Here is a 17,724-nt window from a genome sequence, read left to right as displayed (position 1 = left end):
TTGTAGGTATTATACAGCTTTTTGAAAATGGCGGCACCAGATTGAACCGGACCAATCACTTTTACGTTCAGCATAAAGAAAAGGTTGGTTAAGGCCTGGCTGGCATTTTCAAGATTTCAAATTATTACAATTTCAAATTAACACGCTATGAACTTAGGAAATTTTACCATAAAGGCAGCGGAAGCATTTCAACAGGCACAACAATTAGCGTTTAATTCACAGAGCCCAAATATAGAAACGGAGCATTTGTTGAAGGCTTTGCTCGATCAGGAAGATTCACCGGTTGAATACTTATTAAAAAAGAACAATGTAACGGTGAACCTGCTGGAAAATAAATTACAGGAATCTATCAATAAACTGCCTAAAACAACTGGCGATGCTGCACAGTCTGTTAGCCGAGAAACCAATAACGTGGTGCTGCGCGCAGGAGCTGTATTAAAGCAATTCGGCGATGAATTCATCACCCCCGAACATTTGCTTTTAGCCATTGTGCAGGGGAGCGATTCTACTGCCCGGTTATTAAAAGAAGCAGGATTAAGTGAAAAAGGATTGGTGACGGCAATTAAAGATTTGCGCAAAGGCGATACTGTTCAATCCCAAACCCAGGAAAGCACCTTTAACGTGCTGAATAAATATGCACGTAATCTGAATGACCTGGCCCGTCAGGGAAAATTAGACCCCGTTATTGGCCGGGATGAAGAAATACGCAGAACGTTACATATTCTGTCGCGCCGTACCAAGAACAACCCGATGCTGGTTGGTGAGCCTGGCGTAGGTAAAACAGCTATTGCCGAAGGTATTTCCCATCGTATTGTAAATGGCGATGTCCCCGAGAACCTGAAAACAAAAGTGATCTATACCCTTGATATAAGCCAGCTGATCGCCGGCGCCAAATATAAAGGTGAATTTGAAGAGAGGTTAAAAGGCGTAGTAAAGGAAGTGACCGAAAGCAATGGAGAGATCATCTTGTTCATCGACGAGATCCATACCCTGGTAGGGGCCGGTGGCGGCGAAGGCGCCATGGATGCCGCCAATATATTAAAACCCGCCCTGGCGCGTGGTGAATTGCGGGCAATAGGCGCTACTACCTTGAATGAATACCAGCGATATTTTGAAAAAGATAAAGCCCTTGAACGCAGGTTCCAGAAAGTAATGATAGATGAACCATCGGTTGAGGATGCGATATCTATTCTGCGCGGTTTGAAAGACCGTTATGAAACGCACCACCATGTGCGCATTAAGGATGAAGCCATTATTGCGGCAGTGGAATTATCGGCCAGGTATATTACCGACCGGTTCCTGCCCGATAAAGCGATTGACCTGATTGATGAGGCGGCCGCGAAATTGAGGTTAGAGATGAATTCGATGCCTGAGGAACTGGATCATTTAATACGGCAAATACGGCAACTGGAAATTGAACGCGAGGCTATTAAACGGGAGAACGACGAAGAGAAACTGAAGGAGCTGAATACCGAAATTGCCAATTTGAGTGTGCAGCGCGATACCTTAAAATCCAAATGGCAGGAAGAAAAAGAGCTGGTTGACAAGGTGCAGGATGCCAAGGCCCAGGTAGAGCAATTGAAAGTGCAGGCAGAACAGGCCGAACGTAATGGCGATTATGGAACGGTGGCAGAGATCCGCTATGGCAAAATAAAAGAACAGGAGCAGTTGATCAGTGAGTATTCGAACCAGTTAAATGCCATTAGCGAAAACAAACGGTTGATGAAGGAAGAAGTGGATGCAGAAGATATTGCCGAAACAATAGCAAAAGCTACCGGCATACCGGTGAGCCGCATGTTGCAGAGTGATAAAGAGAAACTGTTGCACCTGGAAGATAAACTGCACGAGCGGGTGGTAGGACAGGATGAAGCGATAACAGCCGTAGCCGATGCTATTCGCAGAAGCAGAGCGGGGTTACACGACCCCAGAAAACCGATTGGTTCATTTATTTTCCTGGGAACTACCGGTGTTGGTAAAACTGAACTGGCAAAAGCCCTGGCCGAATACCTGTTCGACGATGAAAGTATGATGACCCGGATCGATATGAGTGAATACCAGGAAAAACACACCGTTAGCCGGTTAGTGGGAGCGCCTCCGGGGTATGTAGGGTATGAAGAAGGTGGTCAGCTTACAGAAGCAGTTCGCCGTAAACCTTATAGTGTAGTATTACTGGATGAAATCGAAAAAGCACATCCCGATGTGTGGAACGTATTATTACAGGTACTGGATGATGGCCGGCTTACCGATGCCAAAGGTCGTGTGGTGAATTTCAAGAACACCATTATAATAATGACCAGCAATATTGGTAGCCATCTGATACAGGAAGCGTTTGAAGATGTAAAGGACCAGGACGTGGAAAAGGCTACAGAACGGGCCAAGGTAGAAGTAATGAACCTGTTGCGACAAACCATCAGACCTGAATTTTTGAACCGGGTAGATGAAGTGATCATGTTCCAGCCATTGTTGAAGAAACAGATCATGGGTATTGTGCAAATACAATTGAACGGCCTGAAAAGACAGGTAGCGGAAAATGGCATCGATCTGCGGTTCAGCAATTATGCCCTTGAATACCTGGCCGAACAGGGATTTGATATACAATTTGGAGCCAGACCATTGAAACGGTTGATCCAGAAAGAAATCGTTAATCCGTTAAGTAAAAAGATACTCGGCGCCGACATTGATAAAACGAAACCGGTAATGGTCGATGTCTTTGATGGGGTAGTGGTATTCAGGAATGAAGCACCGGAAAGGGTGAAGTAATATAACAAATCGTTAAAAGGAAAGGAATTGCTAATAGGCGAGAACCAAATCGAAGGGAGAACGTTATTTAAAAGTGAGTGAGATAGACCTGTGATCTATGCCTGTCAGGTCAGTTACAATTCGTGGCATTTGATTTTGGGGATGGCCTGACAGGTTTTATTTGAACAGGTTATAGGATGAGTTTATTTTTTTAGAACCAGGGCCACTCTGCTGTATGTAGAGTGGCCCTTTTTACATCGTCCGCCAGCGAAGGCACAAGTCTTGGCCCAGTCGGAACATTAACACAGAAATCAATTGAAAGAGGAGCAATTATGCCAATAAAAAATGACAAGAACAAGGAGATCATTCCTACTAAAGGATTATGGGCCGGTGATCCCGAAGCGCCCGTGAGTCTGGTTTTATATGGCGATTATGAGAGCGTAGAGTGTGGCAAAGTACATAGAGTAATAAATAAGTTGTTGGAATCACATGGCGATAAGATCAGATTCAATTACCGGCATTTTCCGTTAACCCAAATACACCAGCATGCGCATAAAGCGGCAGAAGCGGCTGTAGCCGCCGCCCAGGAAGGCAAGTTCTGGGAAATGCATAATCTGCTTTTTGCGCATCCGCATCGGCTGGGATCTATCAGCTTACGCGAGTACGCGCGTGAAGTAGGGGTTATCAGTAAAAACTTTCTACCTGATCTGGTGGAAAGCAAATATGGCTGGACGGTAAGGACAGATTTATTGGAAGGATTGGACAAAGGCGTTCGTAACGTTCCTACGTTGTTTATTAACGACCGCGAATACCATGGAAGGCTTAGTCAGCCCGAATTATCAAAGGCCATAGATGAGGAGTGTCATGGTGCAAAGCGTAAAAGGGCCTGAGTGTAAAATCTGAATCCTGACCTAAATGGAAGGATATGAAGGTGTTGTTTTTACAACACCTTTTTTTATTACCACTAATGCTCCACAATTCAACCTCAATGGTTTCATATTGCTATCTCGGGCCACGACAATAGGTAGAATCAGATATATAGCTAAAAAGCACACATTGTACCTTATCAACGGAGCCAGGAGATGGGCAATACGGAGTTCCCTTATGGTGACAGGGTTGTTACACCAAGGTCAAATACAGTTAGAAAGGTGCCAAAGAGGAGTCAAAGGAGTATCAAGAAAAAGTCCCTTTTTAACCCCAAAACGCTCTTTCAAGCGTCTGATCTCAAAAAATATTTAATTTTTTTTTGGGCTTATTCCAATTTCTGGAAAGCTGATTTTATGGCACAAATTCACGGGAATTGAAGGGTATTAGGCAATTTAATTGAAATTTAATGATGGGTATTGTTGAAAAGCCCTTTCTAAAAGAATAGTCAGTTCCAAAAACAAAACATGTGAATTTATTTAATATTATTGGGTAAGCGACTGCTTACCTGGGATTTTATGGCTAACACTTGTTTGAATGCCAAGAAAAAAGAAACTTTGGTTAGTTAATGAAAATTATAACGATTGCCTGTTCATACGCCCCGATTCCGTCGGGGTTTTTTTATGCCCAAAAATGAAAAGGAAGGCAGTGTAGAAACACCGCCTTGATGAATGAATGAATGAATGATTGCTTTGCCAAATGAAAAGCAGCAGTTACGGGTGGATTCGAACCACCGTAGGAGGGTTTGCTAGCCTCCGCCTTGCCCCTCGGCCACGTAACTCATATTTTACTCTCTCCAGTATACCCATCTTAAGTACCAGCTTCGGATGCCCTCGAAATACCAGGTGAACAGGATGGCTGCAACCGGTACAAGTAAAATGCTGTACCACCAGGTTGAATAAGCGATCATAACGCCAATAGTGACCGTAAGTAATCGTAAGAACTCCAGGTACACCACCCACTTTTTTTGTTCCATAATAGCGCCACAGTTGATCAGGGTTAGCAGCAGCGCAGTTGTGATAAGCAGCTGTTGGTGAATAGGCAGGTATCTTTCAAACAGGATAAATACAAATAACAACACTATGCTTAACGCAACCTGCCATACTACATACCGGTTCAGGGGTTTGTCAACCGGAATATCGTTTTGTTGCACCAGCAGCTTTTCTTCTGCCTGTTCCCTAAAGCGATGATCAACCAGATCGGGCCGGCCAAAAAGCAGCCTTGCCTTGTTTTTTATTCCTTTGGTCCTACGGGCTGCCAGGATCAATTCTGCAATGAAATGAAAATGCTGCCATAAAAAACTGTAACTCTTTAACGGGTGCGTTAACCCATATTGAATAGGAATATTATCTTCTTCTTTTTGAAAGGTGCCAAACAGCTTATCCCAGATGATGAAAACATCGCCGTAATTTTTATCGAGGTACTTTTCGTTGCTGGCATGATGAACACGATGGTGCGAAGGGGTCACCAGGATATATTCCAGAAGGCCCAGTTTCCCTATCAGTTGGGTATGTATAAAGAAAGGGTATAACCCATGAACCAGCAAAATACTGGTGATCATAGATGCCGGAAAACCCAACACGGGAAGCACAGCCCAAAAACCGGTGCGAACAAACGCCTGGAACACGGTGATGCGTGCCGATACGGTATAATTAAAATCCTCGCTTTGGTGGTGCACCACATGTACAGCCCAGAACAAATTCACTTCATGCGCCAGCCGGTGATACCAATACCATAGAAAATCGGTGCACAACAGCAACACGATCCACAAGAGGATACTGGGTTGAATATGGAACAATCCAAAGTGCCGCTGCAAATAATCGTATATGAAAAAGAACAAACCGGTTACCCATACGTCTAACAATCGTTCTGCTATGCCTACACTAATGTTTGCAATGGAATGATGCAGATTGAATATTGGTTTCTTTTTTTGTCGGGCAATAAAAAACTCCAATGCCATGAATACAACAAAAAAAGGAACTGCCAACGCAAGCAGGTTTAATTTCATAGCCGGTAATGATTGGTGCGGATAATTAGCTTTATTGTTTTGGGTCCAGTTTAATAAGCTGATATTGCGACGCATCTGTGATGCGGATCTTCTTTTGTCTATATACCGGGTGCTCGATCACCAGTGTCACCGGCAGGTCCTGCCAGGTTGAAATAGTAAAGGCGCCTTTGTTATTGGAAAGCGCTTCTTCCTCCCCTGAAGTAATATAGATGTACACATTCTCAATGTATTTATCGGTAGCACTGTTCTTAACAGCACCTGCGATGGTGTGCGGCCGTTCTGGATAAATTTCTGATGTATGCAAAATGAAGGCTGGCAACGCAATCAGCCAACTGTTGCGTGGTATGCGATTCATGCGACAATATTTGATAGTTAAAAAAATGTATCCTGCTCAGTGATACATCGTCAACATCGTTCTTTTGAATTGTACAGTTGCATAGTAGTGTAATTCACCACAATGATACATCAAATTAGTAAGTCTACAAAAAAGGTGGACTAAAAAAATATAAAAATAGCCCCATCGAGTAGGTGCTTAGACTATGGGTTTTTCAAAAGGTTTAATGGCTGTTTTGTTAATGGTTTGTGAAACGGAAGTCATTTAGTATGTGTACGTTACAGTAACAATAGCGTTGGGTAGGTGCAAACATTTATTGTTATAAATTTTAATGACAAAGGCACGGAAATTGTTAAAGGTCTGTTGAAATGTTTTTGATTCAAAACAAACCATCGTATATGAAATCAATGAGAAACCTGTTTAAGTATGTAATGATTGTTGCTACAGGAGCAATCGTGCTTTATGCGTGTTCCAAAGACAAGTCAGACAATTCAACTGTCCCTGAGGGTAAGCAGTCGCTGAGCCTTTATCTTACAGATGGACCAACTGATTTTTTTGATAAAGTGAACATCGACATTCAATCAGTAAAAGTGTTGGTTGATACCTGCGATAAAAGTCGCAAACGTCATGATGATGACGACGATAACCAGGGCAATGGTAACAACAATGGCGATAAATGTAAAGTATGGGATTCGCTGGCCATAACACCAGGTGTATATGATCTGCTGTCATTACGTAATGGTATTGATACTTTGCTTGCTGGAGGTATGGTGAAAGATGGTACTATCAGAAAAATTGTTATTACCCTCGGTACCAAAAACTCTATTGTAAAAGATAGCGTTAATTATCCGTTGAGCTTATTGAATGGACAAACCATTACCATTAAATTGTATGGTCATGAGTGGGAAAACTTCTCCAGTGGTCATTACCGCCTGTGGCTCGACTTCGATTGCGGCCGTTCTATTGTTCGTTTACGCGATGGTCGGTTCACGCTGCAGCCATTCATCAAGGCATTCATTATTAAAGAATCCGGTTCTGTAAAAGGCGTAATAAAACCAGGTAATTCAAAATCAATTGTAACTGTATACAATGCTACTGATACAGCTTATGCTTTGCCATGGGTAGATGGTCAGTGGAAAGTACGTGGTTTGAATTCAGGGACTTACTCTGTTTATGTTAATGCCGGAAGCGGTTACCAGGATACAACTATTAACAACGTGTCGGTAACTGTTGGAAAAGAAACTAACGTAGGAACAATTACCCTGCATAAATAAATAGCTAGCACGAAAAACCATACAAACCCTGGCGGTGGAAACTGCTGGGGTTTTCTTTTGAAGGCAATTGGCAATGGGCAATAGGCAATGGGAAAAGGCAGACTTGCCCGACGAAGCCTTGGCGAAGTCGGGGCAGAAGGCAGACGGCAAACAGAAGAAGGCAATGGGTAATGGGCAGTAGGCAGCAGGAAAATGGCAATCGGCAGTCGTGAACGTGAAACGAGAAACGTGAGAGAATTTACGACATCTGGATTCACTTCCGCCTTTGCTAAAGCTTCATCGGCACGTGGGCGGCGAGCGAAGCAACAAAGAACCCGGAATTCGGAACTCGGAACCTGGAATCTGGAACCTGGAACCTGGAACCCCTGAACCTGAACTAAAAAACTCAATAACTTACAAACTAAATAACTTTAATCAACGCAGTCAACCTTCTTTCTGGTTAACTGGTCAACTCTGAACTGACCAAAGTCAGGTTCTTATTCCAATTCTTTCCTACCTTTGCGGCTCAATTTACTTATGCTGCTTTATAAAGAATTTACCTTTGACTCAGCTCACTTTTTGCCAAATGTGCCGGAAGGCCATAAATGTAAAAACATTCATGGTCATACCTATCGTTTGCGGGTGTGGCTGAAAGGCAAACCTGATCCCAAATTTGGCTGGATCATTGACTTTGCAGAACTAAAGGCGATCATCAAACCTGTGGTGGCACAACTCGATCATAAACTCATGAACGATCTGCCTGGTTTGGAAAACCCTACCTGCGAACTGATAGCCGTTTGGATCTGGGATAAACTGAAGCCATCATTGCCGGCCATGCATCGGATTGAATTACATGAGACGCCTACCTCGGGAGTGATCTATGAGGGGGAGTAGATAAATCTGATTTCAAAGTTGATGAAGTAAGGTATGACGTAAGAAGTAGGAGATTTCAGCATTCGGGAACCTCTTACTTCGTACTTCCTACCTCTTACTTCGGCCTTTAGGCCTGATGCTTACTGAAAAAATTGTCGAGCGAAATAGGGCCGCCCCCTTCAATCAGGAAAAAGATCAGCATTGCCAACACAATAAAGGCAAAGGGCAGTTCAAAATTGCCAAATGAATCCCGTTGGGTATTGATGAAAATCACGGCGCCCATTAATATCGGCACATTCAGCAAAGCTGCCCATCGGGTCAACAATCCGATAATGATCAAAAAGCCGCCCAGTAGGTGAGACCACGTAATGAAGATCACCATCCAGTCGCTCCGGTTGGCAACCACGCTGCCCTGAACCAACTCCTGAAGAGTAGACGTATTCGCCAGAAAGAAGATACCTTTAAAAAAGAGACAGACCCCTAATGCTACCCGTAATACAACCAGCCAGCGGGGGTGGTGGGCGAGGCTCCACCGGTGAATTTGTTGAAGCGTATTCATGGCAACCAATTTAAAAGATTTGCAAAATTGGTAATGGGTAAACCCATTGACTATTAACTGAGTTTGCCCGTTGAATGGTTAACGCCCTATAAAGTTACACTGGTTTTTGCCAGTAAACGGCGTTGTTAAGCATTAAATTCTGAATAGCCGATATCCAGATAATACAGGAAACTGCTAACTGGTAATCCAATAAACTGCTAAAATATATTAACACCTAGTGCGTTGTTAACAAATTACCCGACCTTTACACCTTTCTGTAGAGCAACTTATAAATCACCAAAAAGGCCTCTTGGCCATCTGTTAAAAAATCAATTACCATGAAGCAATCCGCCCTATGTTGGACAGGTGCGTTATTAGTACTTTCCCTTTCAACTTTATCTTTCACCATGTGCAAACCCAATAGTGCCAAGGGACAAACAGTTCCGGGCGAAGGGGATGGTAGTGCCAAAAGCGATACAGAAGTTGCAAAACCCGCCTTACCACCACTGGATACTGCTTTATTCATTGCCAAACTGAATTGGAATGCCAATGGCGACACAAGTGGGAAATGGCCGGTAAAAGGGGCCTATCCCAATGTAGGGGCTATTTTTCCTTTTAAACGCGTTGTAGCCTACTATGGTAATTTCTATTCCAAGAAAATGGGGGTATTGGGTGAATACCCGGAAGACGTGGTAATTGAAAAATTAAATGGTGAAATAAAGAAATGGCAGGCCGCGGATACTACTGTGGAAGTGATCCCCGCCATTCACTACATAGCTGCAACTGCCCAGGGCAGTCCTGGCGATGCCGGTAAATACCGCCTGCGCATGCCTACGGCCCAGATAGACAAGGCCATAAAAATGGCGCAGAAAATGAATGCCCTGGTATTTCTTGATGTACAAATTGCACTAAGTACCCTCCCAGAGGAAATTCCGGTACTTGAAAAATACCTGAAAATGCCAAACGTACACCTGGGTATTGACCCTGAGTTCTCCATGAAAACAGGCAAAAAACCCGGTTCGGTGATCGGTACCATGGATGCGGCAGATATCAACTGGACAGCTGATTACCTGGCCAATCTGGTAAAAGCCAACAACCTGCCACCTAAGATACTGGTAGTGCACCGCTTTACCCAGGCGATGGTCACCAATTACAAACAGATCAAATTACAGCCTGATGTTCAGATTGTTATGGATATGGATGGCTGGGGACACCAGGCCCGTAAATTCAATACCTATAAACAGTTCTGTTATAAGGAACCTGTACAGTTTACCGGTTTCAAGCTTTTCTATAAGAATGACCTGCGTGAGCCAAACAGCCGCGTTTTAACACCGGCCGAAGTATTGAAATTAAAACCTCAACCTATTTATATTCAGTATCAGTAAATATAGATTGGAAATAAAATATTAGTAAATGGTCCCCCAGCTCGTTGGGGGACCATTTCTTTTATACTAATCAAAGTTGAAACATGGCTTAATTATTGTTCAATAAGCCTCCATAAATCCCTGTTCATATGAAAACGTGCTTCTTTGCGGCGAAAAAAACTGCCGCATTTGCCCTCCTGGTATTGCTTGCTGCTTCCTGTAAGAAAGACAATAAAAATGGGGACGACCCCGGTAACGGTGGCGGCGGTGATCAATCAGGCTGTACAGTCAGTAAAGCCGATGCTGAGAATTTCCCAATTTTCCCTGCCGACAATCCCTGGCGAACCGATATTTCCCAGGCCGCAATTGATCCCTATAATACTCAGATCATTACAGCGCTGGGCAGTTATGCTATAAAGGCCGACTTTGGCAGTGGTCTGTGGGATGGTGCGCCTATTGGTATTCCCTATGTGGTGGTTTGCGGCGGCCAGACAAAATACCCGGTAACTTTTCGCGGAAATCAATACGATGATGCGTATGGCGATGAAAGCGATGCAGGTCCATATGCTATACCCCTGGATGCGCCTATTGAAGGCAATGGCACGGGCGGCGACAGTCATGTGATAGCTGTTGATAAGGATAACAAGGTATTGTATGAGTTATACAATGCTTCCAAAAAAAGCGATCATTGGGAGGCCTCATCGGGCGCCATCTTCGATCTGAAAACAAATACCCTGCGTAAAGAAGGGTATACTTCAGCAGATGCAGCCGGGTTACCCATTTTTGCCGGACTGGTACGCTATGAGGAGATAGTGAAAGGCGAGATCGATCACCCCATCCGGTTTACTTTGCAAAAATCCAATGTAAAACCCGCTTATATCTCTCCGGCCCGTCATAAAGTGAATAGTACCGGCGGCCAGTATACATTGCCTTTTGGCGCTCGTATCCGCCTGAAAAACAGCTTCGATATCAGTAGTTATTCTGCTACCAATCAGGTCATTTTAAAAGCAATGAAGAAGTATGGATTGATCCTGGCCGATATTGGCAGCAACATGTATATCACTGGTGCACCTGACGATCGCTGGAATAATGATGACCTGCAAAAGCTGGGTAAAATAAAAGGATCGGATTTTGAGGTGGTGAAGTTTAACTAGAAGGTTGAAGGTTGATGGTAAATAATAAAAAATGGCACTTTCTAAAGAAGTGCCATTTTTTATTAAGTATTATGAGGGAGGCCGTTAGTCAACCTTTGTGATCTTCACTACGTTGGTAGGAATATGCAGATGCACCGGTGTACTACCTGTATTCACCACTACATCACCGGTCTTAAGAAATCCTCTTTCTTTCAGGATCCTGATCTGGTCGAACATGATATCGTCAAGGCTTTCTTCTTCATCATAAAAGAAGGCACGCACGCCCCAGCTTAAGCTCAGCTGATTTACCAGCGTTCTTTCTTTAGTGAAGATGTATAAAGGCGAATAAGGACGGTAGCTGCTAAGCACGAATGCGGTGTAGCCGCTTTGCGTCATACCGATCAGCGCATCGGCTTTGGTATCTTTTGCCAGCTTACAACCATTATAACAAATGGCGTCGCTTAAGAAAGAAGGCGAGTGCGGCAAGGGTTTCAGGTCTTCTTCGCGGTTATAACGGTATTCGGTACGCTCCACTTCCAAAATGATCTTGCGCATGGTCTCAACAACCAGGGCCGGGTGTTTACCAGTAGCGGTTTCGCCACTCAGCATCACGGCATCAGCACCTTCCAGTACAGCATTGGCCACATCGGTGATCTCGCTGCGGTTGGGTTTTACGCGGTCGATCATGCTTTCCATCATCTGGGTAGCTACGATCACCGGTTTGGCGCGGTGGATACATTTACGGATAATATCCCGTTGTGCCATCGGAACTTTTTCAACCGGCAGTTCCACTCCGAGGTCTCCACGGGCCACCATTACACCATCTGATTCCAGAATAATGTTACGGAGGTCAACCAGGGCAGAAGGCATTTCTATTTTGGCAATAACTTTCGATTTGCTGTTGGCTTCAAGCAATCTTCTTTTCAGATCGACGATATCTTCTGATTTACGCACAAAAGAAAGGGCAATCCAGTCAACCTGCTGGCCAATGATAAAATCCAGGTCAGCCAGGTCTTTTTCAGTTAAGGCGGGCAGGGAGATCTTGGTATCTGGCAGGTTCACGCCTTTTTTAGGAAGCAGCAAACCACCATAGGTAACTTTTACTTTAACATCACCGGCTTTGGTAATCTCAATTACCACTACTTCCAGCTTGCCATCGTCGATCATGATCTTATTGCCTACTTCCACATCTTCGTGCAGGTTTGGATAGCTTACATAGATCTTTTCTTTTGTACCAACTACCTTTTCTTTAGAAGTGAAGGTGAGTATATCGCCGGGTTCAATCAACAGGGCGCCATTCTCAATTTCACCTACCCGTAATTTGGGTCCCTGTAAATCGGCCAGTATCGAAATGTTGTATGGTTCTTTTGAATTAATGGCACGGATATGCTCAATGATCTGGGCTTTGTTTTCGTGTGTGCCGTGTGAGAAGTTCAGGCGGAAAATATTAACCCCAGCTTTTACCAGCTCCAGCAGTTTCTCATACGTGTCACAGGCAGGTCCTACGGTAGCTACAATTTTGGTTCTATGTGTACTATGTTGAATGCCTGCTTCCTTATCCATTTCATTGTGCAGGTACTTGGTAATATCTCTTGCCATTGTATTTGTTTCTTGATTCTAAAATTCAGGTTTATTCGATACAGGATTTCAAGATAGGTCAAAACCGGTTAGCTTGCCAGGATCTTTACAATCTTAATCCATTCTTCACTGATCTTCTGTTTTGATTTCACCGCTCTTTCCAACAGAGTATAATGCATGCGGTTGTTCAAAATGCCCACCATTACATTATGCCGGCCTTCGAGCAATGATTCTACGGCTGCATAACCCATACGGCTGGCAATAAGCCTGTCTAAACAGGTAGGAGAGCCACCACGTTGAATGTGCCCCAGAATACAAACCCTGGTATCCGTTGTTGGCAGGCGTTCTTTCACCACTTTGGCTACTTCATTAGCGCCGCCAAACTCATCACCTTCGGCCACTACCACCATGTTCACCAGTTTTTTGCGGCGTTCTTTTTCCTGCAATGAGGCTACCAGTTCTTCAATATCCGTTTTACGTTCGGGTATCAAAATATGTTCAGCACCGGTGGCAATACCGCTATGCAGGGCAATATATCCGGCATCACGGCCCATTACTTCAATAATGAACAAACGGTCGTGAGCATCGGCTGTATCGCGAATTTTATCAATTGCCTCAACGGCAGTATTTACAGCTGTATCAAAACCAATAGTAAAATCGGTACCGGCAATGTCCTTATCGATAGTGCCGGGTAACCCGATACAGGGGATGTCGAACTCGCGGCTGAAGATATCGGCGCCACGGAAAGAACCGTCACCGCCAATGATCACCAGGCCATCGATACCCAGTTTTTTAAGGTTGTTGTAAGCTTTCAATCGTCCTTCGGGAGTAAAGAATTCCTTGCACCTGGCTGTTTTAAGGATGGTTCCACCGCGTTGAATAATATTGGCCACACTGCGCGAGTGCATAGGGACAATATCATTATCAATAATTCCGCTATAACCGCGCATGATACCAAACACTTCCAATCCATAATAATTTCCGGTTCTCACAACTGCCCGTATGGCGGCGTTCATACCCGGAGAATCACCTCCTGAGGTAAGTACACCGATTTTAGTCACCTTTTTTGCCATGAATAAAATCTGTTTTATTTAAAAATCTTCTGATCTGCAAAGGAATTCGTTAAAGGCTGTCTACCAACTTTTGGAAAGGCGGCCCAAAAATAAGGTTTTGTTTTGATACACGTATTAAGTACACACTGACTCAAAAAAACACTAAAATTGCTTTGTAAAATGATGCTTTTTTTGTGAAACACTATTTTTTTTAACCATTATTGCGGTTTTATATAGGAAAAAGGTTTAGCAGTTGTTAGGTGAAAACCCAATTCCGCTTCAAGATAATGAATGTGTTATAAAGAATGGTGTAAAGAAATTGAGTTTATTGCAATTGAAATAAAACGAAATAATAAATTATCAAATGAAAGTGTTAATCACCGGAGCTAACGGACTACTTGGGCAGCATCTTACCAAATTATTACTCGATAAAAATTATCAGGTAGTGGCCACCAGTCGCGGCGAATCGAGGTTACCGTTTGAACCGGCTGGTAATTACACCTATCATTCAATGGATATTGCTAATGCGTTTGATACCTATGCCATCATGAACCGCGAAAAACCTGATGTAGTGGTGCATGCAGCTGCCATGACACAGGTTGATGATTGTGAGTTACAGCCTGAACAATGTGAACGCATCAACGTACAGGGCACTGCACAGATCTTAACCGATGCTGAAACTTTTAGCAGTCACTTCATTTATATCTCCACCGATTTTGTGTTTGATGGGGAGAAAGGAAATTATAGTGAAGAGGAAGATACCAATCCCATCAGCCTGTATGGGTTTACCAAACTGCAGGCGGAAAGCATGGTGCAAACAAGCGACGTTCCATTTGCTATTGTACGCACCTGTTTGGTTTATGGCAATTTATTAAAAGGTACCCGCAGCAATATTGTAAGCTGGGTTAAGGAAAGCCTTGAACAGGGCAAAACCATTCAGGTTGTAAGTGATCAGGTACGTACACCTACTTATGTGGGGGACCTTGCCAATGGTATTGCGCTTATCATTGAACAAAAGGCGACAGGTATTTATCATATCTCAGGTAAAGACTGGTTAACGCCTTATGATATGGCAATTAAGACCGCACAAAAATTCCACCTCGATGCAGGAAAGATCGTTAAGGTAGATGCTTCAACTTTTAAACAGCCTGGCCGCCGGCCATTAAAGACCGGGTTTATTATTGAGAAAGCAAGAAAGGAACTAGGGTATGAGCCTATGTCGTTTGATGAAGGACTGGAGTTGATGTGATGAGCAATTGCAAGTTTATGGTTTGACGTTTGTTGTTTGAGGTTGCTGCCGCGCTTTGAGGCTCGCAATTAATTGAGAATGCCCGATTGAAAAGAACCACAAACTATAAACTTCAAACCACAAACTGATAAACCCGGAACTCGAAGCTTTGAACTTTAGACTTTCAACTAAATAATTATTGCCTTTTCAGGAAAACCTCGGCCATCATACAACGGGCGCTGCCTCCGCCATTGGTTTCAATGGTAGTTAATGGCGCATGCAAAATGCGGTTATAGCTTTCCAGTTTTTTTATTTGTGCTGGCTGTAACGAGTTATAGGCCTGGCTCGACATCACCAGCAGTTTTTCACCGGCTTTGTCGTGCACCTGTAACATGTTGCCGGCAAAGTGATTCATTTGTTCAAGGCTGATGCGGATGAGTTCTTTGCCGGTATTGCCAATCATTTCCTGCACCATTTTATTTTCTTCATGGTTGGGCAATGAGTCCAAACAGATCACTACAAACCGGTCGGCCACACACATGATCACATTGGTATGGTAAACTGCCTGACCACGGCCATCAACGGAAGTAAATAATACAGGTCGGTAGCCCATCTTTTTACAAAAATCATCCAATACCTTTTGGTGCGTGCGGGGCGACAGACAGGCATAAGCAATCTTGTTGTCGCGGTCCAATACCATGCTGCCGGTACCTTCCAGAAACAGGTCCTCCTTTTCGTAACCAGTGAAATCAAGCGTGTTGGTTACGGTAAACAGTTGTTTCAGGTGGTGAATAACAGCCGGTTTGCGTTCCTGTCGCCGGTTTTCAGCGAACATGGGATACAAGCAGATGGTCTCGGGGTCATGGAATGAGATCCAGTTGTTGGGGAAAATTGAGTCAGGCGTATGTGGTTCGGGCGTATCGTTTATAACAGATACAAAAACGCCATGTGAGCGAAGTGCCGTTACAAAATTGTCAAACTCCAGTTCCGCCTTTTCCTGGGTAGCAATATCTTCGCCTGCTACCTGAAATGCATTGTTTACAGCCGTTTGGGCATTAAAGCCAAAATTCACCGGCCGTATCATCAATATATGTGAAGTTGTTTGCATGGTAATAATTGCTGAAAAGTTAATCAATATCTTCTCTTAACAGGGGCATGCTCATACAATGAAAACCGCCCCGGGCGCGTGACAACTCGGCCGATGGTATCAGAATAAGTGTATCTTCCAGCTCATCGGGGGTTGCTTCCTCTTTTTCAAACTGATCGAGCAGGTCTTTAACCTGTACAATAGTAAAACCAGCATCGCGGAAGGCTTCCACTGTTTTATCGTTGCGATCGTAACCCAATACCACACCTTCTTTCAATGCCAGCAGGTTACAGCTGTCCGTCCATTGTTCCCGGGTGTCGAAGGGGAACTTATTGTTACCGGAATAAATGAATTTTACCTTCTCCTTGCAATCGAGATCGTTCTCGCTGATATCCGTCAACAGGTCTTCCAGGTTATCGAAGAAAACCGGGTTTTCAGGGTCCTTTTTCTTGAACTGGATGATCCTGATCTTGTCTTCTTTTTTATTGCCTTCCAGGATTCGTTCTACCGGGTCAGCGCCTTCGTGTTTTATTACTTTTTTACTAAAGGCGCCCAACATTACCCATACATTGCGTTTTACCTGGGTGAAAATGGTATCGATATGCATGTAATCCCGGCGGCGGGGAATTTTAATGATCGTGATCTTCTTAACCACATTTCTTTTAAAAAGCATATTCACCACCTGATGGGCTGCTTCCATGGTGGTGCGCTCGCTTATACCAACCAATAAATGGTCTTTATGCACTACCATTACATCGCCGCCTTCAAGGGTCACCTTTTTTTCGTCACCGTCGCGGGGTAATAAGAAATGATGGGCCGTATCAGGGATCTCCAGAATGTTTTCGCGATAGGCATCGAACAACGGATGGTTAAAAAAGATGTATTTGGCCAGCAGGGCTTCCCGTAGCCGGGCTGTTTTAGCCGGTTTGTTTAACAATACATATTCATTGATCACTATGCCAATATCGCGGGTAAAAATAAAATTGGGTATGGGTGGAAAGATCAGCCGGTCGTCCTCAATAGTACCGCTGATGATAACTTTTGATAATTGGGTAGGAGATAACTCCAGCAATTCGTTTTGGGTGGCGTAGGAGCAGCCTTCCACGGCACATACCGAAGAAATGAGCTTTAATTTGATTTCCTGGTCGTGCAGAATATCGGCCAGCAGCCATTCCAGCTCCACCACCTTATCTGATTTATAAAAATCAGGTTTCTCGGGTTTATAAAAGTGGCGGTTATTTTCAGGTGCGTCAATCTGGTGCAAACGGCCCCTGATCTTTTCCGGATCTAAAAAATACATCAACACCTTGGTATAATAATCATATTCTTTTTTCCGCATGGTTTCCAGGTGCACAATATCCTCAAATAACCAGTCCTGCGCTTTTGACGGCACTACCTTGCCCAATCCGCTATCAGGGCTATGTACCAATAATCGTCGTAACCGGCCTACTTCTGATGTTACCTGAACTACTTTTTTTTCTTTTCGGGACATAGGTATAATTAATTTTTTATATCGGGGTTGAAAACGGAAGGGCAAGATAGCGATTCCGCTAAAATTAGCGCGAACGAATGTTAGTTTTTGAATTGAATTCTTTTATTTTTGTCACCAATTA

General features: G+C 43.7%; 14 protein-coding genes and 1 tRNA gene. 7 read left to right on the top strand and 8 right to left on the bottom strand.

Annotation, left to right across the window (positions count from 1 at the left end):
* Positions 1-147 precede the first annotated feature (147 nt).
* Positions 148-2,760, top strand: a complete 2,613-nt coding sequence (gene clpB / locus J7I42_RS25150) for an ATP-dependent chaperone ClpB (RefSeq protein ID WP_209141643.1) — start codon at positions 148-150, stop codon at positions 2,758-2,760.
* A 311-nt stretch (positions 2,761-3,071) separates the two neighbouring features.
* A complete protein-coding gene (locus tag J7I42_RS25145) occupies positions 3,072-3,629 on the top strand; it encodes a DsbA family protein (RefSeq protein WP_209141642.1) in 558 nt (185 codons plus the stop codon).
* Positions 3,630-4,373: 744 nt separating this feature from the next.
* Here the strand turns inward: J7I42_RS25145 and J7I42_RS25140 are convergent.
* The 3 genes from J7I42_RS25140 to J7I42_RS25130 all read right to left on the bottom strand — a co-directional run bounded on the left by J7I42_RS25140 (position 4,374) and on the right by J7I42_RS25130 (position 6,026).
* A tRNA-Cys gene (locus J7I42_RS25140) sits at positions 4,374-4,444 on the bottom strand.
* 6 nt (positions 4,445-4,450) lie between these two features.
* Positions 4,451-5,671: a sterol desaturase family protein gene (locus J7I42_RS25135; protein WP_209141641.1), complete on the bottom strand. Its 1,221-nt coding sequence runs from the start codon at positions 5,669-5,671 to the stop codon at positions 4,451-4,453.
* Positions 5,672-5,702: 31 nt separating this feature from the next.
* Positions 5,703-6,026 (bottom strand): carboxypeptidase-like regulatory domain-containing protein, encoded by a 324-nt coding sequence (locus J7I42_RS25130; RefSeq protein ID WP_209141640.1) that lies wholly within the window; start codon positions 6,024-6,026, stop codon positions 5,703-5,705.
* A 377-nt stretch (positions 6,027-6,403) separates the two neighbouring features.
* Here J7I42_RS25130 and J7I42_RS25125 point away from each other — a divergent pair, with 377 nt between their 5' ends.
* Both J7I42_RS25125 and queD read left to right on the top strand, forming a co-directional pair.
* A complete protein-coding gene (locus J7I42_RS25125) occupies positions 6,404-7,279 on the top strand; it encodes a DUF4382 domain-containing protein (RefSeq protein WP_209141639.1) in 876 nt (291 codons plus the stop codon).
* Positions 7,280-7,795: 516 nt separating this feature from the next.
* On the top strand, positions 7,796-8,152 hold the full coding sequence (gene queD, locus J7I42_RS25120) for a 6-carboxytetrahydropterin synthase QueD (RefSeq protein ID WP_209141638.1): 357 nt from the start codon (positions 7,796-7,798) through the stop codon (positions 8,150-8,152).
* A gap of 106 nt (positions 8,153-8,258) precedes the next feature.
* On the opposite strand, the gene J7I42_RS25115 is transcribed toward queD, so the two are convergent.
* Positions 8,259-8,690, bottom strand: coding sequence for a DoxX family protein (locus tag J7I42_RS25115; RefSeq protein WP_209141637.1), 432 nt, complete (start codon positions 8,688-8,690; stop codon positions 8,259-8,261).
* A gap of 317 nt (positions 8,691-9,007) precedes the next feature.
* On the opposite strand from J7I42_RS25115, the gene J7I42_RS25110 reads away from it, so the two are divergent.
* Both J7I42_RS25110 and J7I42_RS25105 read left to right on the top strand, forming a co-directional pair.
* Positions 9,008-10,054: a hypothetical protein gene (locus tag J7I42_RS25110; RefSeq protein WP_209141636.1), complete on the top strand. Its 1,047-nt coding sequence runs from the start codon at positions 9,008-9,010 to the stop codon at positions 10,052-10,054.
* A gap of 128 nt (positions 10,055-10,182) precedes the next feature.
* Positions 10,183-11,187 carry a hypothetical protein gene (locus J7I42_RS25105; RefSeq protein WP_209141635.1) on the top strand — a complete coding sequence of 335 codons (1,005 nt, stop codon included), beginning with the start codon at positions 10,183-10,185 and terminating at the stop codon, positions 11,185-11,187.
* A gap of 84 nt (positions 11,188-11,271) precedes the next feature.
* On the opposite strand, the gene pyk is transcribed toward J7I42_RS25105, so the two are convergent.
* Together pyk and pfkA are read right to left on the bottom strand one after the other, a co-directional pair.
* On the bottom strand, positions 11,272-12,765 hold the full coding sequence (gene pyk / locus J7I42_RS25100; RefSeq protein ID WP_209141634.1) for a pyruvate kinase: 1,494 nt from the start codon (positions 12,763-12,765) through the stop codon (positions 11,272-11,274).
* Between the two features lie 68 nt (positions 12,766-12,833).
* Entirely contained in the window at positions 12,834-13,817 is a 984-nt protein-coding gene (gene pfkA / locus J7I42_RS25095) for a 6-phosphofructokinase (RefSeq protein ID WP_209141633.1), read from the bottom strand.
* A 343-nt stretch (positions 13,818-14,160) separates the two neighbouring features.
* Between pfkA and J7I42_RS25090 the strand changes: the two genes are divergently transcribed.
* Positions 14,161-15,045 carry an SDR family oxidoreductase gene (locus J7I42_RS25090; protein WP_209141632.1) on the top strand — a complete coding sequence of 295 codons (885 nt, stop codon included), beginning with the start codon at positions 14,161-14,163 and terminating at the stop codon, positions 15,043-15,045.
* A 175-nt stretch (positions 15,046-15,220) separates the two neighbouring features.
* On the opposite strand, the gene ctlX is transcribed toward J7I42_RS25090, so the two are convergent.
* On the bottom strand, positions 15,221-16,132 hold the full coding sequence (gene ctlX, locus J7I42_RS25085) for a citrulline utilization hydrolase CtlX (RefSeq protein WP_209141631.1): 912 nt from the start codon (positions 16,130-16,132) through the stop codon (positions 15,221-15,223).
* 19 nt (positions 16,133-16,151) lie between these two features.
* Entirely contained in the window at positions 16,152-17,603 is a 1,452-nt protein-coding gene (locus J7I42_RS25080; protein WP_209141630.1) for an arginine deiminase family protein, read from the bottom strand.
* Positions 17,604-17,724 lie beyond the last annotated feature (121 nt).

This window comes from Niastella soli (genome assembly GCF_017742245.1).
GTDB classification, from domain to species: Bacteria; Bacteroidota; Bacteroidia; order Chitinophagales; family Chitinophagaceae; genus Niastella; species Niastella soli.
This window is presented reverse-complemented; position numbering and strand designations above follow the sequence as displayed.